At 56.8% G+C, this 22,947-nt stretch carries 24 protein-coding genes and 2 riboswitches; of the genes, 7 read left to right on the top strand and 17 right to left on the bottom strand.

Annotated features, from left to right (window positions below):
* Positions 1 to 331: 331 nt before the first annotated feature.
* Positions 332 to 799 carry a GNAT family N-acetyltransferase gene (locus IAE55_RS10045; RefSeq protein ID WP_200631950.1) on the bottom strand — a complete coding sequence of 156 codons (468 nt, stop codon included), beginning with the start codon at positions 797 to 799 and terminating at the stop codon, positions 332 to 334.
* 150 nt (positions 800 to 949) lie between these two features.
* Between IAE55_RS10045 and IAE55_RS10040 the strand changes: the two genes are divergently transcribed.
* Positions 950 to 1,288: a VOC family protein gene (locus IAE55_RS10040; RefSeq protein ID WP_089550074.1), complete on the top strand. Its 339-nt coding sequence runs from the start codon at positions 950 to 952 to the stop codon at positions 1,286 to 1,288.
* A gap of 68 nt (positions 1,289 to 1,356) precedes the next feature.
* Here IAE55_RS10040 and IAE55_RS10035 read toward each other — a convergent pair whose 3' ends face one another.
* On the bottom strand, positions 1,357 to 2,577 hold the full coding sequence (locus IAE55_RS10035) for an MFS transporter (protein WP_200631949.1): 1,221 nt from the start codon (positions 2,575 to 2,577) through the stop codon (positions 1,357 to 1,359).
* A 183-nt stretch (positions 2,578 to 2,760) separates the two neighbouring features.
* Between IAE55_RS10035 and IAE55_RS10030 the strand changes: the two genes are divergently transcribed.
* Positions 2,761 to 3,639 carry a LysR family transcriptional regulator gene (locus IAE55_RS10030; RefSeq protein WP_105441625.1) on the top strand — a complete coding sequence of 293 codons (879 nt, stop codon included), beginning with the start codon at positions 2,761 to 2,763 and terminating at the stop codon, positions 3,637 to 3,639.
* A 58-nt stretch (positions 3,640 to 3,697) separates the two neighbouring features.
* Here IAE55_RS10030 and IAE55_RS10025 read toward each other — a convergent pair whose 3' ends face one another.
* Together IAE55_RS10025 and csaA are read right to left on the bottom strand one after the other, a co-directional pair.
* Entirely contained in the window at positions 3,698 to 4,210 is a 513-nt protein-coding gene (locus tag IAE55_RS10025) for a DinB family protein (RefSeq protein WP_145159888.1), read from the bottom strand.
* 30 nt (positions 4,211 to 4,240) lie between these two features.
* Positions 4,241 to 4,570 carry a chaperone CsaA gene (csaA, locus tag IAE55_RS10020; RefSeq protein ID WP_200631948.1) on the bottom strand — a complete coding sequence of 110 codons (330 nt, stop codon included), beginning with the start codon at positions 4,568 to 4,570 and terminating at the stop codon, positions 4,241 to 4,243.
* 278 nt (positions 4,571 to 4,848) lie between these two features.
* Here csaA and IAE55_RS10015 point away from each other — a divergent pair, with 278 nt between their 5' ends.
* Entirely contained in the window at positions 4,849 to 5,694 is an 846-nt protein-coding gene (locus tag IAE55_RS10015) for an SDR family NAD(P)-dependent oxidoreductase (protein WP_234489422.1), read from the top strand.
* A 162-nt stretch (positions 5,695 to 5,856) separates the two neighbouring features.
* On the opposite strand, the gene IAE55_RS10010 is transcribed toward IAE55_RS10015, so the two are convergent.
* Complete coding sequence (locus IAE55_RS10010; protein WP_200631947.1) at positions 5,857 to 6,672, bottom strand: alpha/beta fold hydrolase; 816 nt, start codon at positions 6,670 to 6,672, stop codon at positions 5,857 to 5,859.
* Positions 6,673 to 6,855: 183 nt separating this feature from the next.
* A riboswitch (cyclic di-AMP (ydaO/yuaA leader) is annotated at positions 6,856 to 7,020 on the bottom strand.
* Between the two features lie 87 nt (positions 7,021 to 7,107).
* Positions 7,108 to 7,295: riboswitch (cyclic di-AMP (ydaO/yuaA leader) on the bottom strand.
* A 484-nt stretch (positions 7,296 to 7,779) separates the two neighbouring features.
* Here IAE55_RS10010 and IAE55_RS10005 point away from each other — a divergent pair.
* Positions 7,780 to 8,409, top strand: a complete 630-nt coding sequence (locus tag IAE55_RS10005) for a hypothetical protein (RefSeq protein WP_200631946.1) — start codon at positions 7,780 to 7,782, stop codon at positions 8,407 to 8,409.
* 40 nt (positions 8,410 to 8,449) lie between these two features.
* Here the strand turns inward: IAE55_RS10005 and IAE55_RS10000 are convergent, their stop codons facing one another.
* The 10 genes from IAE55_RS10000 to IAE55_RS09955 all read right to left on the bottom strand — a co-directional run bounded on the left by IAE55_RS10000 (position 8,450) and on the right by IAE55_RS09955 (position 17,529).
* Entirely contained in the window at positions 8,450 to 9,829 is a 1,380-nt protein-coding gene (locus tag IAE55_RS10000; RefSeq protein WP_200631945.1) for an MATE family efflux transporter, read from the bottom strand.
* Positions 9,829 to 10,653 carry a sugar phosphate isomerase/epimerase family protein gene (locus tag IAE55_RS09995; protein WP_200631944.1) on the bottom strand — a complete coding sequence of 275 codons (825 nt, stop codon included), beginning with the start codon at positions 10,651 to 10,653 and terminating at the stop codon, positions 9,829 to 9,831. Before IAE55_RS09995 ends, IAE55_RS10000 begins: the two co-directional genes overlap by 1 nt.
* Positions 10,654 to 10,680: 27 nt before the next feature.
* Positions 10,681 to 11,736 (bottom strand): oxidoreductase, encoded by a 1,056-nt coding sequence (locus IAE55_RS09990; protein ID WP_200631943.1) that lies wholly within the window; start codon positions 11,734 to 11,736, stop codon positions 10,681 to 10,683.
* Positions 11,737 to 11,768: 32 nt separating this feature from the next.
* A complete protein-coding gene (locus tag IAE55_RS09985) occupies positions 11,769 to 12,704 on the bottom strand; it encodes an AraC family transcriptional regulator (RefSeq protein ID WP_105441633.1) in 936 nt (311 codons plus the stop codon).
* A 91-nt stretch (positions 12,705 to 12,795) separates the two neighbouring features.
* Positions 12,796 to 13,548 (bottom strand): sugar phosphate isomerase/epimerase family protein, encoded by a 753-nt coding sequence (locus IAE55_RS09980; protein ID WP_200631942.1) that lies wholly within the window; start codon positions 13,546 to 13,548, stop codon positions 12,796 to 12,798.
* Positions 13,549 to 13,603: 55 nt separating this feature from the next.
* Positions 13,604 to 14,716: a Gfo/Idh/MocA family protein gene (locus IAE55_RS09975; RefSeq protein WP_200631940.1), complete on the bottom strand. Its 1,113-nt coding sequence runs from the start codon at positions 14,714 to 14,716 to the stop codon at positions 13,604 to 13,606.
* A 233-nt stretch (positions 14,717 to 14,949) separates the two neighbouring features.
* Positions 14,950 to 15,744: a DUF2935 domain-containing protein gene (locus tag IAE55_RS09970; RefSeq protein WP_145025023.1), complete on the bottom strand. Its 795-nt coding sequence runs from the start codon at positions 15,742 to 15,744 to the stop codon at positions 14,950 to 14,952.
* Positions 15,745 to 15,920: 176 nt separating this feature from the next.
* Complete coding sequence (locus IAE55_RS09965) at positions 15,921 to 16,823, bottom strand: LysR family transcriptional regulator (protein WP_145159909.1); 903 nt, start codon at positions 16,821 to 16,823, stop codon at positions 15,921 to 15,923.
* Between the two features lie 102 nt (positions 16,824 to 16,925).
* A complete protein-coding gene (locus tag IAE55_RS09960; protein WP_200631938.1) occupies positions 16,926 to 17,324 on the bottom strand; it encodes a DUF6220 domain-containing protein in 399 nt (132 codons plus the stop codon).
* Positions 17,305 to 17,529: a DUF5957 family protein gene (locus IAE55_RS09955; protein WP_089545962.1), complete on the bottom strand. Its 225-nt coding sequence runs from the start codon at positions 17,527 to 17,529 to the stop codon at positions 17,305 to 17,307. The genes IAE55_RS09960 and IAE55_RS09955 overlap by 20 nt, the downstream gene beginning before the upstream one ends.
* A 361-nt stretch (positions 17,530 to 17,890) precedes the next feature.
* Here IAE55_RS09955 and IAE55_RS09950 point away from each other — a divergent pair, with 361 nt between their 5' ends.
* Both IAE55_RS09950 and IAE55_RS09945 read left to right on the top strand, forming a co-directional pair.
* A complete protein-coding gene (locus tag IAE55_RS09950; protein ID WP_076170323.1) occupies positions 17,891 to 18,580 on the top strand; it encodes a response regulator in 690 nt (229 codons plus the stop codon).
* Positions 18,570 to 19,931, top strand: a complete 1,362-nt coding sequence (locus tag IAE55_RS09945; RefSeq protein ID WP_200631936.1) for a sensor histidine kinase — start codon at positions 18,570 to 18,572, stop codon at positions 19,929 to 19,931. Before IAE55_RS09950 ends, IAE55_RS09945 begins: the two co-directional genes overlap by 11 nt.
* Positions 19,932 to 20,055: 124 nt before the next feature.
* Here IAE55_RS09945 and IAE55_RS09940 read toward each other — a convergent pair whose 3' ends face one another.
* Entirely contained in the window at positions 20,056 to 20,382 is a 327-nt protein-coding gene (locus tag IAE55_RS09940; protein WP_186381958.1) for an ArsR/SmtB family transcription factor, read from the bottom strand.
* 89 nt (positions 20,383 to 20,471) lie between these two features.
* Here IAE55_RS09940 and IAE55_RS09935 point away from each other — a divergent pair, with 89 nt between their 5' ends.
* Positions 20,472 to 21,932 (top strand): MFS transporter, encoded by a 1,461-nt coding sequence (locus IAE55_RS09935; protein WP_200631935.1) that lies wholly within the window; start codon positions 20,472 to 20,474, stop codon positions 21,930 to 21,932.
* Between the two features lie 8 nt (positions 21,933 to 21,940).
* On the opposite strand, the gene IAE55_RS09930 is transcribed toward IAE55_RS09935, so the two are convergent.
* The gene (locus IAE55_RS09930) at positions 21,941 to 22,906 is read right to left on the bottom strand and encodes an NADP-dependent oxidoreductase (RefSeq protein ID WP_200631934.1); all 966 of its coding nucleotides are present in this window, start codon (positions 22,904 to 22,906) and stop codon (positions 21,941 to 21,943) included.
* Positions 22,907 to 22,947 lie beyond the last annotated feature (41 nt).

Below are 22,947 nucleotides of genomic sequence, written 5' to 3'. Positions count from 1 at the left end.
TCTTCTATGCAAAAAGGCACAGGCTGCCCCTAAGGCTGCCTGCATAAGAACGTGATTAAGGAATTCCGTTTCATGACCATTCACTGCATCCCCGGAAGCTGCATATCAAATATACCCAGCCCTATCGGGCTCGGATACCTCATGCCTCCGGCATGCTATTCAGTTTAGTTCACTGAAAGAATGGTCAAGAAAACGGTCATCATCATCATCGTTCCAACCTCCATCAATTACGAAATTTTCCCCATTATATTACAGACCGCCGGCTGGGGCAAGAGATCTGCGCCAACAAGCCTATCCCCCTTGCGGCCCGCAAGAAATTCAGGCTGATGAATCAGCCTTTTGCGACCGGCAGGCTCCATACCTCTTCTCCCCCGTATACCGCCCCGGTTGGCGCAAAGCCTGCCGACTCGTACAGTCGCTTGGCGACTCTGTTGTCCCCATGGACGGTCAGGCGGATTTCCCGGCAGCGGTCCCACCGATTTACGATCCAACGGACGATCTCCGTCAAGGCGGCCCGGCCGTACCCTTGGCCCTGGTAGCGCTCATCAATCAAAAAGCCGTTAATCCAGTACATATCCGCCGTGTTCTCTTCACATGCGTGCATTATAAAGCCGACCATTCGCGGCCCATCGTATATGGCGAAAGGGATATAGTCGACGTTGTCCCCATCGGGTTTAACGTAGACTTTGGCCAGCGAAACTGCAACCGGCGGGGTGAAGCCGGCCTGTTCCTCCGCAACCCGGAGGGAAATGGCTTCCTCCCAATTTTCCCTTGTCACCTTTTGAAGCTGAATATCCATACCGATGCCTCCTGCCAGGTGACGGGTTTTTATCGTTAACCCCACCCTTTTTAACCCCCATTATACCGAAACCTTATCACTTGCATAAAGGTCATATAATAAGGGGGTAAGCAAAGAAAGTCATCCCATTTTGAAAGGACGGCGGTAATGATGAAAATCAACCATTTGAATTTAACGGTGACCGATGTGGCGGCGTCACGGGCCTTTCTGGAAACTTATTTCGGACTGGAGTGCCGGGCGGCCCGCGGCGACAACTTCGCGGTGCTCTTCGATGATGACGGGTTTGTGCTGACACTGATGAAGGGCCGTGAGGTGCAGTACCCCAAAACGTTCCACGTCGGCTTTCCCCAGCAGACCGAGGAGCAGGTCGACCGCATCAACCAAAAGCTGCTGGAGGACGGATACGATGTCAAGCCTCCGCAGCATGCGCACGGGTATACATTCTACGTCGAGGCACCGGGCGGGTTTACGGTCGAGGTCCTCTGCTAAAGCCTGCCCCCGTCCCGATCTATACTGCCAGCCGGCAGGCTGATGCTCCGTCATCGTCGGCCCTTTCCTTACTCTGCCAAGGGAAGGGCTGTTTCCTTTTCCTTCGCCCGCTGCTTGTTTAGCGCCTTCGCCGCTTTAGGCTTCGCGGCCAGCTGCTGAACCCCCGCCATGGCCAGCGTGACGGCAAGCAGCACCGGGATGAGCAGCGTATAGCTGCCGGCAGCGTCGTGGATCACGCCAAGCAGCATCGGTCCCATCGCGCCAATCACGTATCCCACCGATTGGCTCATGGCCGACCAGGCTGTCGCCTGCTGAGCATCGCTTACCGCTTCGATCGGCATCATCAGATTGACCGGGAACAGCACGCCGGGACCGATGCCGATCAGAATCGCCGCCAGCCACGGCGTCACGGATATCCAGAGCATCAGGAAGCCGGCGGCCATCGACAGTGCGCCCAGCGCCAGCCAGAAGCGTCGGGAAGGCAGACGCCGGAGCAAGTGCGGAAACAGGAGGCCGACGGGAATCTGCGTCAGGGAGAACAAGACAAGCATGTTCGCCGCATAGGCTCTGCCGTATCCCATATGTTCCACAACCGGAGGCATCCAAGCCGTGACCGAAAAGAACAGAACAGCCAGCAGGCCAAAGGACAACGTGAGAGCCCATGCTTTGGCGCTGTTCCAGGGAAGTCCGGTCGCCCTTGCCGAGCGCTCCGCACGGGCAGGCCGACGGGTATGACGGAGAACCGACCACCACCATACCGGCAGGGCGACGGCAGCCAGGATAGCCCAAACCGCCAGCGATTCCTGCCACGAATGGGCCCGGACCGATAAAGGCAGGGACAATCCCGATGCGAGCGCGGCTCCGACCGCCATGGAGACGGTATAGAGCGAAATCATAACGGGCACCTTGGCGGGAAAATGCTGCTTAATGAACCCGGACAGCAGCGGTCCTGCCGCAGCAATCCCGAGCCCGGCCAGGATGGTGGTCAGCAGCAGGTATGCTGACGACCCGGTGAACCATCTCAGCACCGTACCGGCGCCGATGACCGCAATCGACCAGCCGATGACGCGCTCCAGCCCGGCACGCTGGCCCAGTTTGACCGCAAAAGACGGAAATATCCCCATGCACAGCACCGGAATGGACGTAAGCAGACTTGCCGACAACGCGCTCATGCCCAAATCCCGCTGGATGGCTTGCAGCATGGGCGAGATGGAATTCATTGCGGGCCGCAAATTTAAAGAGGCCAAAATGAAGGCGACAGCCATCATGAACAGTGAAGGTTTTCTCATTATTTCTCTCTCCCTCAGATCGATTTGATCACATCTTAATGGGAGAGGGATCATTTATCAATTATATTGAAATTATAATAATAATTTGTTATACAAATGATAATACCGTGTTTTCACACATTCTAGGGTTTACTTCCACTTCGGTACGCCGCGATCTATCGTTCATGAACAGGAGGAAATAACATGGAACTGAGGCAACTGGAGTATTTCGTGGCCGTATGCGAGGAGCTGCATTTTACGAGAGCCGCAGATAAGCTCGGCATCTCCCAGCCGAATTTAAGCCTGCAGATTAAGGCCTTGGAGGAGGAGGTCGGCATGCCCTTGTTTGACCGGATCGGCAAACGGATTGCGGTGACCGATGCAGGCTCGGTCCTGCTTAAGCAGGCAAGGGGAATTTTTCAAAATTTGCAGAACGCCAAGCTGGAGATCGGCGAACTTCGCCATCACCAGGGCGGTACGCTCGGCGTCGGCGTGCTGCCTTCCGAGCTCGATTTCCGCCTGACCCCGATGTTCATCGATTTCCGCAACCGGTATCCGAACGTCCGGCTCAAGATCGTCTCGGCCGTCGATGTAGCGGACCTCGTCCTTAGTACGGAAATCGATATCGGCATCTCGCTCAAGCCGCTTTACGACAACCGGCTGGTGGTCAGGTCCCTGCCCCGGGAGGAGTATGGCGTGGTGGTATCTGCCGAACACGAGCTGGCCGGCAGGGAGTCGGTCTCCCTGACTGAACTGAACGGCCTGCCGATCATTATGTATCCCAAGGGGTTCTGGGGAAGGGAGCTCGTCGAGCAATACTGCCGGAAGAACGGGTTTAACCTGGACATCGTCGTGGAAACGACGTCTAATCCTTCGCTCTTCCGCTTTGTCCGGGAAAACATGGGGGTTACCGTTCAGACGCCTACGCTCGTCGAAGCCATCGGCGATCCAAAGCTGCGGTTCCTCCCCATCCATGATGATCCGCCCTACAGGGAAATGAGCATCATTTACCGGGCGGATAAATATTTGGGCCATGCTGCGCAGGCTTTTATTCATCTTGCCGAGGAGCGCCTCAAATCATAGTGCGAGCTCGAGGCGCGCAGCATGGCCGGCAATCGGCCCAATTTTGACCCTTGGGAAGTTATATGTATCTTTCCTGGATCACGTTATAATGGTGGATTTCATGTCCGGTCAGAATATACGCCCAAGCGGCGGCGGTGGATTCATAACCGTTCACGATACCTCTGCGGGTCCAGGCCTCGTCCGGAATGCTCCGCAGCAGCGTCAGCGTGGAGCGGCGAACGGCGGCAAAATCCTCGAGAAGCTCGGCGATGGAGAAACGGTCAAAGGCTGCGCCTTCCATCAGCACTTCCTCGTCATAGCCGGTCAAAGGCGTGGTGTCCCCCCTGGCGATACGGAGCAGCCTGTAGCACATGATGCGCTCATTATCCGTAATATGGCCGAGCACCTCTTTCAAGCTCCATTTGCCTGGCGCATAGCGGTAGTTCCCCTTTTCTTCCGTCAGTGCAGAATAAAACGCGGTCGTCCGGTTCAAAGACCCGTTCAGAATCTCCTCGAGGTTCCCCTCAGGTACGAGAGAGACATACTTGGCGAAACCTTCGTTGTAGTCATCCTTCGTTGGGCGTAGAATCATCGGTATCCATCCTTTCGTTTTGTAAAATGTTCAAGCAATGGGCGTGCCGTTGCCGACAGGCACATCAGGGGCCAGCAGCACCACATCGCCCTCTTCCGGAACTCCGCCTAGAACGAGCACTTCCGATTCATATCCGGCAATCCGCCGTACGGGAAAATTAACGACGGCGGCCACCTGGCGGCCGACCAGCTGCTCCGGGGTATACCTTCTCGTAATCTGGGCCGAGGAACGCTTGACTCCAAGCTCCCCGAAATCAATGCTCAGCTTGAGCGCCGGCTTGCGCGCCTCCGGAAAAGGCTCCGCCTTGACCACCGTTCCGATGCGAATGTCCAGCTTCATCAAATCTTCGATGGTTGCCACAACTTTTCCTCCTTCTTATGCCATGATTATATCTCTCCATTATATCCCTGCCTGTCAATGGCAAAAGCACTTTCACCAACCTAAAAAAAGGCTGCACACCGCAGCCCAGATTCCCATAACGTATTTTATCGATATAGCCGCAAATAACAAATTAGCAATATGCCTAACTTTCAAGCTTGCCTTTTCATTTATTCTAAAAATCAATCGTTCATCCTCAAATACGACAGTTAATGACGCATTACTTTAGTATGGTGAAATAAATAACTGCGAAGGAGTAGATGAACTTGAAGAGACTCGCTGGGAAAATCGCTCTTGTAACCGGAGGAAGCCGGGGAGCAGGACGAGGGATTGCCGTTGAACTTGGGAAAGCCGGAGCAGTAGTTTATGTGTCCGGAAGAAGTTTACGAGGCACGACTACACACGGTTTTCCAGGCAGTATCGATGAAACTGTGGAGGAGATTCGAAGTCATGGAGGAGAGGCGTACGCATGTCGTTGCGATCATACCCGTGATGAGGATACACAAGCTTTGATCGAGAGAATCCGACAGGAACAAGGACGGCTCCATATCCTAGTGAATAACGTCTGGGGACTGCATGACTTGGAAGTGAATTTACAATCCAAACCATTCTGGGAATATCCGCTGAACATGTGGGATGCGATGTTTCAGAATGGAGTACGCCCACAAATAGCGACAAACCATTATGCGATTCCGCTTATGCTGGAAGCTGATTCTGGATTGATCGTACATACCACATTTCAGGATCAGGATAAGTATTTAGGAACTTTCTATTACGACCTCGCCAAGAATACCATTAACCGCTCAGTGCTCGGATTAGCTCATGATCTCAAAAGCACTGAAATAACCGTGGTAGCGGTCTCCCCTGGCTGGATGAGAACAGAACTGGTATTAAGGAACTTCGGTACAGATGAAGCTCATTGGAAGGAGGTTGATGCTCTGAAACACACGGAGTCGCCGTATTACGTAGGGCGAGCGGTGTCAGCCCTAGCTGGGGATGATGAAGTGAAACTGAAAAACGGACTGGTACTACAGGCTGGTGATCTTGCCCAGGAATACGGGTTCACCGATATTGATGGACGGTTCATCCCTCCCTTTTTAATATAATCAGTCTCATTGAAAAAACGAATACTCGCTAGAGCTCAGTTAACCGCCTTCTTATCGGGCGGTTAACTTGCTGCCTAATACAGCGAGTAGATCGTTTGAGTGAAGGCCAGTGCGATTCAAGATGCGGTTTTCTTTCCAGGAGGCAAATCCCATGACCGCGGGCTATCCTCCATAGGCTTCCCGAGTCCGGTAAATATGCTGGTCCATCAAAAAGTTCAGCAGCATGCGGTTGAATGCATGGGGCTGGCACAAATGGGTCGGATACATCGCATCCTCGATCGTCGCCAGCTGCACATGCCGGAAAAGGGTGGCCGCCCGCTGCATTTGCTTGACGAACCACTCGCTTTGGCTGCCTGCGACGCACAGTACAGGCATCGGCAGCCGCGCCAAATTGGCGGGCATCTCCATACGCAGCAGCTCCATGCGCTGCTTGATCGACTCTGTCGGCCGCTTGTGGTACAGCTCCTTGCGGAGGATGCTGTAGACCGGTCTCCACCGGTTATACGTCACCCGCAGCGACCGGAGGAAAAACTCTGCAGGCAAATAATAAGAAAGCCAGCTGCACGCCTCGCAAATATTCAGCAAATGGTTCTTTTTCCCGAAGCATCCCGCGAAGTAGCTGTCTACGAGTACCAGGGCGCTGATACGGTCCGGATGAAGGGCGGCAAACGTCTGGGCGAGCACGCTTCCGCTGGAACAGCCGACAAGCGTCGCCTGCGTAATATGCAGCTTATTGAGCAGCTCGCACAGATCGCTGCATTGGGTTTCCATAATGTGCCCGACCTCCACGTCAAGCTTCCCCGAATTGCCGTAACCCCGGAGATCCAGCACAATCACCTTTGCCCGCTTGCTGAAATATTCGACCTGGGGCTCAAACATATGATGGGACGACAAATGCCCGTGAATGAACACAATGGGCGTGCCGCTGCCGTGAATTTCGTAATATAACGTGGTTCCGTTTACTTGTATCTGAGGCACTTCATGTTCTCCTCTCTCCCAAATAACCTGTTTTCTCTGTTTGTGCAAAATCGCGGGCGCCGCCCGCTTGGGAATCGATGCTTCTCCTTGTTTAAACAACAAAAAAGAAGCACCGGAAAGAGGACACTCTTCCATGCTTCCAACTCCAAGGCCGAATAAGCCTTGCCATCTGCATGAATAACAGCTGCCTCTCTTAACACGCTTGCGTGGTTAGCTGACGGATTCGGGCCCAAGAGTAGCCCTACTCATCACTTTCGAGATTCACCCCATATGGCCGCAGCGGATGCTGCAGACACGACCGGTTCCCCCGCTTTCCGCCCTCCGGCGGAAATTCAGCGAATAGACATATTCCATGTACACGCTTCATCCTTCAAAATGAGCGCACAGAAAAACACAGAGCAGATACCCTGTGTTGATTCGTCAAATCACAGTTTCCTCCGCTCTCAACTACGCTTACGAGGTTAGCTGACGGATTCGGGCCGTGAGAGTAGCCCTACGGAAACAGGCGTTATCCTGCCTCCGATTCACCCCTGCAAGCCGCAAGCCCCAGCATAAAGCTCCGTGGGACGAGGACTGCGATTGGTTCCCCCGCTTTTCATCGGAAAATTCAGCGTTCATCAAGTCGCAAATCTTACTCTATTGGATGATGAAATGAATATACGCCTGGGACGGCGAACTGTAAAGCAGGGAAACGATACGATTCCCTGCTTTATTTGGGGATCTGATGGGAAAACGGGTCCTAATCCGTAGGAATCATTGTTTTACGGCCTTTCCTACCGCTTTCCTTAGCTTTGCTGGATAACTGAAGGCGGGAAGCCATTCAAATGGCTGAACCCGCCCATTGGATCGGAAAATAATGCCGGAGTAGGGCTGAAGCCGCTAGGCTGAAAAAAAGCGGCTTTTTACCGGAATTTTGGACTTTGCACTGGAAAGATGCTGGTTTTGATCTAAAAAAATCCGCCTCGTCTTCTTGCCAAAGATATCCCTTGGACGTATGATTCGGATAGTTTACCAATCGGACACATGTATGGAACCCTACTGGCCGTGACGATCCGGAACAAGACGGCAGGGAGTATCCATGAAATCACGGTCAAGGAGGATGTCACGATGAACCGGGCTTTGATCTCCACCATCGAACTGTTTGAAATCGATCTTCCAAGGTACCAGCACCACAGCCTGGGCTGGCTGGAAAACTGCCGGATCGGCATTGTAAAGCTGCCTTACTCGGGAGAGGAAGGGCTTGCCGAGGGCCTGCTGTGCTCAGGCAAGCAAGCCTTCGACCTGGTACGGTGGGGCTGCTGCCTGCGTTATATTTGCGGCCTGACGCTGGAAGAGGCCATCACCGCGACGGCCATGCACATTCTGAAGCAGCCGGACCACAATCAATACCCGCTCGCGCTGATGGCGCTGCTTGATGTCAGATCACGCCTGGAGCAGCATACCGCGCGCACAACAGCCGAACACATGGGAAGATCCCTTGATGCCGGCCTTCTCGAGCTGAATCGTACGGCTTACGCCAAAGGAGCCGCAGCATCGTTGCGGATCGGGGGAGGAACGTCGCTTGCGATCTCCGGCCTGACGGCTGACCTTGATACGGAAGTCCAGGCGAACGCTCCCGTCAACCGCCTCCCGCTGCTCGGCCCGGAGTTCCCGACGGATACCCGCGCCTTGATCCGCCGCTCCTCGGCATATCTGTCCCTGTTCGGCGCCAGCACAAAGAACCGCCACCCCGGATAATCCCCGAGTGGCGGTTTTTTTGTGCTGCCTGCGCGGGCGGCTACAGCGCCTGCTCCTCGCTGCGAAGCTGCACCAGCGCTTTTCGCTGCCAGGCCTTGCTCCTCCAGCGGACCCAGAGCAGGATGCCCCGCAGCCATTCGTCGGCGATAAACGCTGCCCAGATACCGTACAGGCCGTATCCCCAATGGATGCCGAGCAGGTACGTCAGCGGCACGCTGAAGAGCCAGGTCACCGTGATGGACACGATCATGGCGGACCGGGCGTCGCCGGCGGCCTGCAGCGACCGTTCCAGGATGACGTTGAAGTTGCGCCCCGGCTCCAGCAGAAAGCTCAGCAGCAGCAGGGCCGCTCCCATCGCGATAATGTCCGGGTCGGTCGTGAACAGCTTCATCAGCGGCTGCCGGAACAGCGTCAGCACGGCGACGGCCGCCAGCGTGATCAGCTCGCTCCGGATCAAATTCCGGATCACCTGCTTGTAGGCCTCTTCCCTCTGGCCTGCGCCGACCAGCTGCCCGACGATGATCTGCCCGCCCCGGCCCAGCGAGACGGCCAGAATCATGACGAAGAACATGATGTTCTGCGTGTAAATTTTCGTTGCCAGCACGCTGGCCCCAAGCGACGAAATAAAGGCCGTGGTCACAAACTGGTTGGCGGAGTACGACAAGGACACGGCCGAGGACGGCACGCCGACGCGTAGCACCTTCCCGATATGCTCACGGCTCCACACGAACAGGTCGTTCCAGCGGATGTAGACGCCCGCCGCCTTGCGGAGCAGCACCAGATTGACGGCCAGCCCGACGCACTGGGCAAAGGCGGTGGATATCGCCACCCCGACGACGCCCAGCTTCGGAAAGCCTCCGGGACCGTAAATAAACAGGTAATTGCCGAAAATATTCAGCACGTTCATGCCGATCGTGACAACCATCGTCTGCCGGGTTAATCCATGAGACTGAATCATGGCCGTGACGGCGGTCAGCAGCGCCTGAATGACCAGGGCGCCCCCGGCGATGAGCAAATACTTCTCCGCCTGTCCGAACAGGGAAGGATCGAGGTCGAATATCCGCAGCAGCGGCCCGCTGAGCATCATGACGATGACGCTCACGACCAGGCCGAACAGGAAGTTCAGCGCCAGCGAGGACCCGGCCAGCCGGCCGATCTCATGCTGTCTGCGGGCACCCAAATACTGCGAGATAACCACCGCGGAGCCGAGCGCCACGAAATTGAACATCAGCACCGCAAACATGATGATCTGGTTCGCGACGCCGACTGCAGCAACCGCGCCGTCGGACACCTTGCTCAGCATGAACGTGTCCGATGTCCTGAGAAACATTTGAAGGGCCGATTCCACAAAAATCGGCCACGTAATCGCAAGCAGCGACAGCTTGCTAACGGGGTTGTCTCCCGCGATGGATCTGGACATTACAGGCCGTAAGCCTCCCGGATCTTGGCGATGCCAAGCTTCGCGGTCTCCAGCGCAGTCAACCCGCCGTAGCTGTCCATAAACAGCTCCAGCGACAGGTAGCCCTCATATCCCGCATCCGCCAGCGTTCTGGCGAGCGCTCCGGACGGAGCGATGCCGTCTCCCGGAAATACCCGGTGGGCGTCCTGGATCTCGGAGCGGGACGGAGCCGCCGGATAATCGTTCACATGGACGATGCCGATCCGGTTCCCAGGCAAGCCTTCAAGGTCCCGAAGCTCGCTGCCGCCGGTATACATGTGGAACGGATCGATAAGAATTTTGGCGTCCGCCACCCCGCTGGCTTGAGATACGTAAATCGCATCCTTCAGGCTGTTCAGCCGGGCAGCTTTTCCCCAGAATTCAAGATAGGGCTCTATGCCGATCCGGCGGGCCAACTCGGCCAGCTTGGCAAAGGAAGCGGCAAATTCGTCCAGCGTGACGTGGGCAACCTGTCCGAAGGGGGGCGCCGCAGCCGCGAGACAGCCCAGCTCCGCCAGCATTTCCATTTCCTTCTCCGCTTGATCGAAGCCGCGCTGTCTCGCTTCAGGGTCACGGTCGGCCCAAGCCCAGAAGGCGATGGCGTTCGCCACCTTCAGTCCATGATCTTCGATATACCGTCTAAGCTCCTGCAGCTCGCCACCCTCTGCAAGGTAAGCTTCAATGTCCCGTACCCACAGCTCGATGCCCTCATAGCCTGCTTCCGCCGCCACGCGGACCTGCTCTTTGACGCCGAGTCCGTAAGGCAGGAGTGTAGATGTATTCAATGACAATTTGAAAGGAAACAAGCTTGATCTCCTTCTTTCCGTAAGTAGTTAAGGGGTAAATGGCACCCTTCTCTGCTCGGCATGGCTCTGCATGCCCAGCTCGATGACACGGATCGCCATCCGGGCCTGCTCGGGCTTTACGCCAAGCTCCGACACACCATGGATAGCCTCCGCCACGTTGCGGTAATAGGCGTCATAGCATCCCGGAATCGTCTTCAGACGCCCCGTAAACTGCAGGCCGTCCCGGCTGGCCACGAGGCTTCCCCACATCTCCTGCGGCTCTTCGCCCCATCCGGGCGATCCCGGCAGCCTGCCGGCCTTCAGCAGATTTTCCTGAGGATCTTCTCCATACTTGACAAACGAACCCTCCGTCCCGTACAACCGGTATCTCGGAGCCGGATCCCGGGCCAGCAGGGTCGATTTCACCGACACCTTCAGCCCATCCGGATACCCCAGCGATACGTCAAAATAGTCCGGGGCCAGCGTCCGCTCCCGCTGCGTCCGCACCTCCGCCTGCACGCTGTCCGGAAGCCCGAACAGCGTCAGCGCCTGGTCGATCAGGTGGACGCCCAGGTCATAGAACGTCCCGGACCCTTCGGCCCCCGCATCCCGCCAGCGGCTGGGATCGGCATTCGGGCTGAACCGGTCCCAGCGAAATTCCGCTTCGGTGATCCGGCCGACCAGACCGCGGCGGACAACCTCCTGCAGCGTCAGGTAATCGCCGTCCCACCGGCGGTTATGGAACACGCTGAGCACCAGCCCCTTGTCTTGGGCCAGCGCGATCAGTTCGTCCGCTTCCTCCGTCGTCGGCGTGAACGGCTTCTCTACGACGACATGCTTGCCGGCCAGCAGGGCGTCCTTGACAAACGAATAGTGCGCCGTACTCGGCGTCGTAATGACGATCAAGTCGATGTCCGGATCCTCATAGGCTTCCCGGACGTCCTGTACAGCCCGGACGGACGGGTAGGCCTGCAGGCACGAATGGCCGCTCCGCTGGACGATCATCGCCAGCTCCAGCTCCGGTACGGCCGTGATGACCGGGCAGTGAAACGTCCTGGCGGCGAATCCGTAACCGACCACCGCTGTCCTCACCTTCTCCTTCATTCGCATCACTCTCCTATACAGCCAGGCGAATGTTAACCTTCGCCGGCCCCGATGTTATACAGAATCCGGTTGACCGGATACAGCGATTCCGACTCCTTGACCGGAACCAAATCCCGGTACATCGGATTGTAATACTTTTTGCGGTACTGGCTGGCAGTGAGTCCCTTCACGGCTTTGAACACCCTGCTGAAGTAATTTTCGTCCGAGAATCCGACCGCAAAGGCGACCTCCTTGATGCTGTGCTCCTCGTACAGCAGGAGCTGGCAGGCGCGCTCGATCCGCCGTTGAATAATCGCGTCGCGCGGCGTGCGGCCCATATACTGCACAAAAGACCTGGAGAAATGCTCATGCGACCAGCCGATCCGTCTCGCCAGCATTTCCACCGAAATGGCCTCCCCCAAATGCTTGTCGATATAATCGAGCGCCTTGACGATTTGGGGAGGAATCCGGTTGGCCGGCGTCGTCAGCGGCTCGTCGAAGAGATGGCCGCTGATTTCCGTCAGCAGCGACCATAGAAGCGAGCTCCCGCGGCTCTGCATCCGGTCCGTATGGGCATGGGCGATATGCATGATTTGCTTCATCATGCCGACCGGAAGCTCCTCGTCCAGCGGAATAACGCTCGGGCCGCCGGGCGCAAGGAGCGGAAGCGCCGTCTCCGTCCCGGCATCTTCCGGAAATCCGAAATGAATGAACAGATGGCGCGCTGGCTGCTGCGGGTCGTATTCATAGGCGTGGTATTCGCCCGGCCTGGTCACGATAAAGCTCGGTTCCTGCAGGACGTATGCTTCCCCCTCCACCCTGTAGACGCTGCGCGTCCCATCCGGAAAATACAGCAGCTCGTAATCGTGAATCCGCCGCGGGCCGAGGGAGGTGCCGGGCTTCTTGACGATGTCCCCGACGATATGGATCCTCGGGAGGTGCACAAGATGCGAGGCCGCCCGGCTGGATTGGCTTTCCGTTATATTCATGGCAGTTCCCTTCCTCATCCCCCACGAAGTGGAGTCTTAGCTTCGGTTCCTTTTCAGGCCCATTCGATGTTCGTTCTAAGAAAATAAATGATTAAATCAGTCCCAGTCCCTGCAAATTGCGGTAGCTGATCGCCAGGCTCTCCAGCGGATCGCGCCGGCTCTGATCCTGTTCGACGACGAGCCAGCCGGTTCCTACCTCCCGCGCCGTTTGGGCGATAGCCTTGAAATCGAGAATCCCCTCCCCGATTTCGGCGAAAAACTGCTCCTCGCCGGCTTCCACGTCTTTGATATGGAGCAGCGGGCACCGGTTCTGAAGCTTGGCGAGGTACGACACCGGATCTTCACCGCCCCGCTTGACCCAATACGTATCCAGCTCCATCTGAACCAAGGAAGGATCGGTTTCGCGGAGCAAAATATCGAGCGCGTATTCGCCGTCGAATTGGGCGAACTCCCAGTCGTGGTTATGGTACAGTAGCTGAACCCCGCGCTGGCGGAACTTCTCGCCCGCTTCGTTCAGCTTGGCGGCCTTGGCCAGCACCTCGTCCCGGGACGCAAAACGCAGGGACAGCGCCACGAATTTACCGCCGTCCACCTCCTCAAGATAATCCGCGATGTCGTCCGGGTTGAAATCAAACGTATCGAATCCGGCGTGGGTTCCGATGACCTTGAGGCCGATCCGGTCCAGCAGCGCCTTCTGCTCCGCCACGGTGATGCCTTCCGGTGGGCGTCCGAGCTCAATGCCCTGATAGCCGATGGCGGCGATTTTCTCCAGCGTGCCTATGTAATCCTTGCTTAATTGTTCACGAACCGTATATGGCTGTACGGCAACGGGAAATTGGGTCATGATCTATGCATCCTCTCTTGTTTTGAAATGAGATAGATATTCCGTGCGGTGATTATTACAGATCCAGCATGTTGTATTTCAGGCCGAGCGGCAGCGGAGCCGGACGTTCCACCGTGGATTCCAGATGAATGTGGCGCTCCTGCTGAGACGCTTCGAAGATGCCGAGCGAGATGTCCAGCACATGGCGCGCCAGCTTGCCGCTTGCCCGGTTCGGCCGTCCCGACTGGATCGCATAAGCCATGTCGGCTACGCCCATGCCGCGTCCTTCCTCGGCATACGGATGGGAATGCGGTATCTCTTTCGTCTGCCCATTCGGGAACTGGATGGATACGGCGCCTCCGAAGAAGTTCGGATCCGGAACGTACAGAATGCCTTCCGTGCCGTACACTTCCAGCCGCGGCGAATAGCCGAACGCCTCTTTGGCCGCCTGAAGGGTAGCCACCGCGCCGCTGTGGAAGTCCAGCACCGCCGATACGTTCGTCGGCGCTTCCACCGGCACCGTCTGGCCGAATGCCGGCGATTTCGGATTGTCCACCGCGACCTCCTGATGCAGCTGGCGGGCGGATCCCGTTACCCTCTGTACGGGTCCGAGCAGCGCGATCAGCGCCGTCAAATAGTAAGGCCCCATATCCATGATCGGATCGCCGCCCAGCTTCAGGAAGTTGCGGAAGTTCGGATGCATGCCGCCCGCGGCGTTCCCCATGATAATCGTAGCGCTTGCACCGTAAGGCGTGCCGATCCATCCGTCATTGATCAGCTTGACACAGGTCTGGATGCCGGCGCCGAGAAAGGTGTCCGGCGCGCAGCCGACAAGCAGGTTTTTGGACTCGGCCAGAGCCAGAACCTCATCGGCATCCTCGCGGTTGAGGGCAAACGGCTTTTCCGTGTACACATGCTTCCCGGCCTGAAGCGCCCGAAGGTTCAGCGGGGCGTGCGCGGCGGGGGCCGTCAAATTGAGAACGATTTCAATTTCCGGATCGGCCAGCAGCTCCTCCACAGTATACACGTTCGGAACGCCGAACTCTTCCGCTTTTTTCTGCGCGAGCTCCGGAACCATATCCGCTACGGCTTTGACCTCGACGATATGGTCGAGCATGCCGGTCAAATTTTTCAGATATACGGTGCTGATCATGCCGGTACCGATGACGCCAACCTTGACTTTACGCACGAATACATCAACCTCTCTTCGTTTGGTAGTGATCTTGTGCCCTCATTATCACGCATCGCCCGGTCGAACTCAATGGACTGCAGCGCAAATAAACTGGATTTATTTGATATTATCCATCCCTGTCCGCAGCAAGCCGGTTTGTGTTCAGGAGTAAAAAACCTCCCGGCACCAGGGACATACCCGAAGAGCAAAGAGGCATTCTAAAGCGGTTTTATGATCAATCCCTTGGGGCGTTACTCCACCCTCGGCTTTGCCGGGTCGCAATCAGGACGCGGCACCTCACCGAATTGGGACAGCTTCTGCAAATAATAGCATTCTTCCCGGAACATATGGTCCGGCACCAGCCTGTTCAGCCTGCTCAGCAGCTCAGCGCTGATGTCCAGCTCCTCGACCTCCAGCAGAAAGTTCATAAACGCCGACATTTCCAGGTCCACGTCGCTGTGAAACTTTTTCACCGCCGGATAGGTCGTCCGAAGCGTACGCAAGTATCCGACAAGCTCAAGCGCCTTCAAATAAAATTCGTTGAAATGCCGCTCAAATTCCTTGCTCCTCTGGATCAGCCTCCGCTCCACCCCGTCGAGATCCGAAGCGATCGATGCCGAGTGAAAAGCCGCGTCAGGCAGCCACAGCAGATCGTGATGCAGCGGGTGATAACGGGGAACCGGATTTCCCTTTAACAGCTCAGCGAGAATGCGCTCATATTCCTCCAGCTCGTTCACCATATGATTGATAAACGTTGGCGACAACCCGATGACCACTTTGCGCTGCAGCACCCGGTCGAGAAGATCCAGCTTAAACGCCCGCAGTTCAAGTACCGCCTGATTCGCCTGTTCGTTCAGCTCCGTCAGCGGCTGTCCCTCAGGGAACGAGCGCGCCTGTCCCAGCAGCCGGTCAAACCATTGGACGAACGAAGCCGCCGTCTGCACGTCCTTGACTTCCTTCGAAGCCAGCGCGTTGTAGATAAAACGGGCATGATCCCCCAAAATCTGCAGCCAAAACCTGTGCTCAAAGAGCGCCTCTTCATTCATTGCAGGCGTATCCCTCCCATCGATAACGATCCGTCACTGGACAATATATGAGATGGAGCACCCAACTTATGCGTTACAAAAAACCACCCCCGCCGCATACAGCGGCAAGCGTGGCTGCAAAAGTCATACCTTGAGACTACGTCCCGGCGCTTCATCCATATTTTCAAAATTAGGGATCAATCGGAAATCGCCTGGTGCAGCGCTTCGATATACTCCAGCGCCAGTTTGGACAGCGCCGCATTCTGATGGCAGATCCAGCCGACATTGATCGTCTCGTCGCAGTCGAGCGGCACAGGAATAATCTCGTTCCCGTTCAGGTCGGCGCTGAGAACACCGGTTGAGATCGTATAACCGTTCAGTCCGATCAGCAGGTTGAACAGCGTGGCGCGGTCGTTGACCCGGATGCTTTTCGGATGCGTCAGTGTGCTCAGAATTTCCTCGGAGAAGTGGAAGGAGTTGTACTCCCCCTGCTCAAACGACAGGTAGGGATAATCCTGCAGCTGGTCGATCGTCACGATGGACTGCTTGGCGAGCGGGTTATGGACGCTGATAAAAATATGAGGCTGGGCCGTAAACAGGCTCGTGAATTTCAAATTGGCGTCCTTCAGCAGCCGGTTGATGACCTTGCTGTTGAATTCATTGAGGTACAGAATGCCGATTTCGCTCCGCTGGCTTTTGACATCCTGGATGATTTCATGGGTCTTCGTTTCCCTCAGCGCCAGCTCGTATTCGTCCTGCCCATACTCGTTGACCAAATGCACGAACGCATTGACGGCAAACGCATAGTGCTGGGTCGATACGGAAAAATGCTGCGGCGACGGCTTGGCGTTCAAATATCGGCTCTCCAGCAGCTCCGCCTGCTCGGTCACCTGGCGGGCATAGCCGAGAAATTCGGCGCCTTCCTTGGACAGGGTAATCCCTTTGTTCGTCCGTTCAAAAATCGTGATGTTCAGCTCTTCCTCGAGATCCTTGATCGCATTCGACAGACTTGGCTGCGAAATAAACAGCCGTTTGGCCGCTTCATTCATGGACCCGCGGTTGGCGACTTCGATGACGTATTTTAACTGTTGTAAGGTCAATGCTACAGCCCTCTCTTTGAAAACAACGATATGATCTTCATTTATTTCAAAGTATACCCGGGCACCGGTCCCCTCCACAACTGTTCGGGCATAAATTCCCCATTACTGCCGCCGTGTGCTTCGCAGTGCGGTGTACAACGACAGCAGGATTAGCACGAGGGCCATTACCGGATGTATGGCACCCAGCGCAGGCACATGCGCCGTCATGTACTGCATGTCGATCAGAACAAACATGGCCAAACTGAGCCAAGCGCTGCCTTTAAAGCATTTTCCCGTAATGGCAAAAATGATCATCAGAAGCGGGGCAAACCCAAAGAAATGAACAAAGTTTTCGTGGAGCCGCCAGTTCACCGGATTTTGGAACACAGCCGACCCTGCGACGTACACCTGAATCGTGATACATGCGACCAATATCCAGGACAGCCCCGTAAAGATGCCCCGGGAAATCCGTCTGCCCCCTGAAATTTTATCTTTAGATGGATTAAGATCGATGCTTGTCATGTGGTTTCCCTCCCTTATAATCGGACGTTAACGCGGCGATCCCCGCAAACAACGCAGCCATGATCAGCGGAAGATAAGGTGTCCCGGCCGGCCGGTCATGGATCAGATAACCGAGAGCGGCAATAATGGTTGACAGAAAGATGCCGCAGGCAGCTCCGCCGACGGCAGCCAGCAGTACTTTGATCACATGGTGCTGCTTCAGCATAATCACCCCTCCCCCGTTGAATTGCTTCCATTGCATTGACCGCAATGAAGGCAATGAATTGCGATGGTCTGCGGCGCACCCGTGTTTTGCCGCCTGGAGTTTATTGTAGCAGCGACTTGTTGTGAACCTGTGAAGTTCTCTTGCTGTTGCGATGAAAATGCATCCGGATATTGCGGCTTTTTCCCGGATCTATGCCGGGGTTGTCGGGGGTTTTCCTTCAGGAATGTTGCGAACTTGTTGCGGTTCCTTACGGCTTTGGTGAATTGTCCCCGCATTCGCGGGAACCGGTATATAATGAGGGGGATAAAAGCCGGAAAGGCTGCAACGGCCCGAGGCTCTCGAGATAAAGGAGAATGAACACATGACGCATACTCTGCTGCTTGTCGATGATGAAAAGGAAGTGCTGGCCTTTATGGAGCCGTTTCTCCAGCAGGAGGGATACGAGACGATCACGGCTTTATCCGGCCGGGAAGCGCTCCGGATCGCTGGCGAACGGAAGCCGTCCCTGGTCGTCCTCGACTGGATGATGCCGGGAATGAGCGGCATTGACGTGTGCCGGGAGCTGCGGAAGCTGCCGAAGCTGGGAATCATCATGCTGACCGCCAGAGTGGAAGAAACGGATAAAATCATCGGGCTGGAGGTCGGCGCCGACGATTATTTGACGAAGCCCTTCTCCCTCCGGGAGCTGGTCGCACGAATACGCTCGGTCCTCCGGAGAATCCATGGGGACGAGACTCCGGATGACCGGATCGTGCGGGGAGATTTAACGATATCCGAGGCGCAGTGCCGGGTGTGGAAACGCGGGGAGGAAGTTCTGCTGACCCCGACCGAATTCAAAATGCTCGCCACCCTGGCTTCGCGGCCGGGCATCGTATACAGCCGCCTGCAGCTGCTGGCTGCGGTCGATGACGACCTGCTGAACGACGAGCGGACCGCGGACGCCCACATCAGCCGGATCCGCAAAAAGATCGAGGACGACCCGTCCAACCCGGTGTTTATTAACACCGTGTACGGATTCGGATACCGGTTCGGTGACCGCCGTGAACGTTAGCCGGAAACTGTTTTGGGCCATGGCCGCCTTTATCGTGGTCATGAGCCTGACGTTTATGCTGATCACAAATGCGGTCGTGCGCGGGCTGCTGGGCGAGCTGACACCGTCCTCCGACCAAGAGCAAATCAGCCGCCTGTCGCATACGCTCGCCGAATATTATGATCGGCACGGCGGTTCCTGGAGCGGCGTCGAGAAGCTGGCCCCCGGCGACTTACTGGAAGAAGCTCAGGACAGCGGCCTGATCTTGTACGACGTCCACGACAGGAAGCTGGCCATCTTCGGCAGCGTGGCCGAGCCCATGATCAGGGGGCTCGGGGTAGAATACCGCATCGAGACGAATGGACGGGACGTCGGGTCTTTCCGATACTACGACCCGGAAATCAGCGTGATCTCCAAGGTGAAGCTGGGCATTTCACATGGCGTCGGCTTTCTGCTGATCGTCTGCGCTGTCGTGTTTATCGGTGTCGCCCTGCTGGCCGCTTACTGGATAGCCAAGCGGCTCACCTCCCCGCTTCGGCAGCTTATCCCGGCAATCGATCAGGTACAGCGGGGTCGCGCCGGGGTGCAAGTTCCGGTCACGACCAAAGATGAGTACGGCGAGGTCGCATCCGCCTTTAACCGGATGTCCCTGCAGCTGGGCCGGGCCGAGGATGCGAGGCGCAATCTCGTCGCCGACGTCGCGCATGAGCTGCGAACTCCCCTCTCCATCATGAGGGGAAAGATGGATATGCTGCAGCAGCAAGGCGAAGCGATCGAACCCGAGCAGCTGCTTCCGCTGCAGGATGAACTGATCCGGCTCACCCGGCTCGTGGACGACCTGCATCAGCTCTCCCTGGCCGAGGCAGGCAAGCTGTCGTTTGAGTTCAGCCGGACGGACGTCCGTGCCCTGCTGGAGCAGACGCTCGAGCGGCTTCTGCCCCGCGCACAGGATGCCGGCATTGCCATGACGCTGGTGAGCCAAGCCGGCTCCACGGAAATCCCGGTAGACTCCGGCCGGATAACCCAGGTCTTTCTCAACCTGCTGACCAATGCCGTCCGGCATACGCCGCATGGCGGTTCGATCCAAGCGATCCTGTCGGAGGCACAGGATGCAAACGGACGGCCATGGCTGGAGATCGCGGTGAAGGACACCGGCACCGGCATCGCCCCCGAGCATCTCCCGAACCTCTTCGACCGCTTCTACCGAGCCGATGCTTCCCGCTCGCGGCACAGCGGCGGAATGGGGCTTGGGCTCGCCATCGCCAAGGAATTCGTCGCGGCGCATCAAGGCACCATCGATGCCGAGAGCTCACCAGGCGAGGGGACCACGTTCCGGGTCCGGCTGCCATACAGGCGGGAGGAGCACGCCTGAACGCGGGTGACTGCCCTGTCTGGCCTCAAATTGAAACACCCCCCGACGTTGTCGGAGGTTGTTTGTGCTTACGGATAAGGGGCAGGCATCAGCTGATCTGTCTCCAAACCCCCGCCCCGCTTTCCTATTCATACAGCCAGCTTAAATCTTTCGTGAACTGCTTCAGCCGTTCCGGCTGCAGCGAATAATAATGCCGTTTTCCCTCCCTGCATTCCTTGATATACCCCTCATCCTTAAGCTCCTTCAAGTGGTAGGACAGCTTAGACGGCGATACGTCTCCCAGCTTAAGCTGCAGGTCCGCGGGGCATACGGCCGCAGGCTCGAACGTACAGACAGGAGACTGGAAATCCGACTGCCTGCCCATTTTAATCATCACCAAAATTTTCATCCGGATCGGGTCGCTGAGTGCTTTGGCCGCTTTGGCCATCTCGGTTTCGTAATGGGATCTCATAGAAAATATTATACACGCTCTGTATTGACATTTCAATTTTTGTTGAAATATAATCATTTCAAAACATTTTGAAATGAGGTGCTTTTCGCGTGTCATCACGAGACCCGTTGTCAGCAAGTCCAAGGGGCGAGGTCATTACCGCTGCCCATTCTGCCGCCACTCCGGCGATGTCAAAGAAAGCCTTGGGCTGGAGCCTCGCCATCCTCGCTTTCGCCCAGCTGATCTACTCCCTTGACATTAATATCGTCTTTGTTGCGCTCCCCGAAGTGGGCCGTGCACTGGGCTTTTCGGAACAATCCCTTCAGTGGGTCGTCAGCGCCTATACGATTTTCTGCGGCGGCTTCCTCCTTCTTGGCGGACGTGCCGCAGACCAGCTCGGGCAAAAAAGGATGTTCATATCAGCACTGCTCCTGTTCGCGCTAGCCTCCTTGCTTGGAGGGCTGGCATGGAGTCCTCTGGTCATTATCCTGGCCCGAGCGCTGCAAGGTATCGGAGCCGCTTTTCTTTTTCCGGCGACCCTATCCCTTATCAACCGGCTGTATGAAGAAGGACCTAAGCGCAACCGGGCCCTCGCAGTCTGGGGCGGAGCGGGCGCCAGCGGGTTGACCTTGGGCTCTCTCCTCGGCGGCATTCTGACGAACGCCATAGGGTGGGAAGCCGTCTTCTTCGTCAACGTATTGTTTGCCGGCGGTGCGGCCCTGGCGGCACTCGCTGCCATTCCGCGGGACCCTGTACGATCCGGAAAAGGCAGCTTCGATCTGCCCGGTGCGCTGAGCTTTACCGGCGCTGCGACTTTACTCGTGTATTGCCTCGTTCAGGGACCTGAGGCTGGGTGGGGCTCCGTCGGCATCCTGATATGCGCCCTTCTGTCCCTGGTGTTATTTCTCACTTTTGCCTGGATCGAAAACCGCACCTCCAATCCGCTGATGCCGCCGCGTCTTCTCCGGAGACGGAGCCTGGTCACGGGCATGATCATAACCTTTCTTTACATGGGTACCTTTGGAGCCATCCCCTACTTCCTGACGGTACTGTTCCAGAATGTGCATCAATTCAATGCCTTGCAAACCGGTCTTGCCTTTATCGTGCCATCGCTTTCTATTGCCCTTGGAACCCAATGGGGCGAAAGGCTTGCCACGCGCTACGGCATGCGCAGCACGATTCTGACCGGCATCATGATCGGCATCGCGGGCACCGCCCTCATCCCTCTGGGGGCGTATGCCGACTCCGGCTATCTGCTTATCGTGCCCGGATTGATCATTTCCGGCCTTGGCCAGGGCGTGGTGTGGACCGGCATGTGGATCGCCGCTTCCGCGGGCGTGGCTCCATCGGAGCAGGGCGTGGCCTCGGGTATGGCCTCGACGACGCTGAATATCGGCAACGCCATCGGCATGGCCTTCCTGATCTTCATCGCCAATTCCGGTATCGCCGGTCAAAGCGGCGGCTCGCTTCTGGTCGCGCAGGCAGCAGGCGTCCGCACCGCCATGTATCTGGCTGCCGCCGGGATGATCATCGGGGGAGTCGCTGCCTTGTTCCTTCCGCGAAAAAAATAATGATGTTGTTATCGATCCGCCGTGCTGCTTACACGAATAATGATCTTCCCCCTGGCTCGCCGGCTTTCGCTGAGCTCATGAGCCAGGGCGGTCTCTTTTAAAGGAAACATCCGGTCGATGACCGCTCGAAGCTGCCCTTCCTCCACTAAACGGGATATCCGGTCCAAATCCGCTGTCGTGACCGGCAGCATCGCAACATCGTGAACGTCAATCTGCCCGGCGGCCGCCTGATCGGTGTCATAATCCCCCCACGTGACCGGAACCAGCGATCCTCCAGGCGTGATCACCTCCAAGAGCCGGTTTCCTTCGGTCCCACCGACCGTATCGACCGCAAGCTGGACCGGATCAACAGCCCGAGTCCATGAGTCAAACGAATAATCCGCAAATTGATCGACTCCAAGTTTACGCAAAAAAGTCTCATTTCTCCCGGAAGCTACGCCGATCACCTCGGCTCCCTTCCATTTGGCAAGCTGCACGGCGAAGTGGCCGACGCCGCCGGATGCACCGTTGATCAGCACCCTTTGGCCGGCCTTCAGGCCTCCTTGAACGAACAGCGCGTTCCAGGCCGCACAGGCCGACTGCGGAAGGGCGGCAGCCGCTTCATGGCTGATGCTGCGGGGCTTTCGTGCAAGCTGCGCTGCAGGCAGAGCCGCATATTCCGCACACGCGCCGCTGTTCGCCGTCATGCCAAATACTTCGTCACCGACCCGCAGAGACGTGACGCCCGCTCCGACCTCTTCGACGGTGCCGGAAATATCCCACCCGGGAATATACGGCAGCGGAAAACGGTCTCCCGCCATCCCCGATCGGATCTGCCAATCTCCCGGATTGATCGATGCCGCATGCACGCGGACCAACACTTCGCGCTCGTTGACAAACGGAACCGGAACATCTTCATACTGCAGCACTTCCGGTCCTCCGTGCCGGTGATACCGGATCGCTTTCATGGTTTCTTTTCGCTGATAACCAGGCATGTTCATCTTACCTCCATGGATTGATTCTTTTCCTGCCACCC

It is taken from the genome of Paenibacillus sp. S28, from assembly GCF_016624415.1.
In the GTDB taxonomy this organism is placed as follows: domain Bacteria; phylum Bacillota; class Bacilli; order Paenibacillales; family Paenibacillaceae; genus Paenibacillus_AQ; species Paenibacillus_AQ favisporus.
Note: the sequence above shows the minus strand (reverse complement) of the source record. Positions and strands in the feature narration are given on the sequence as shown.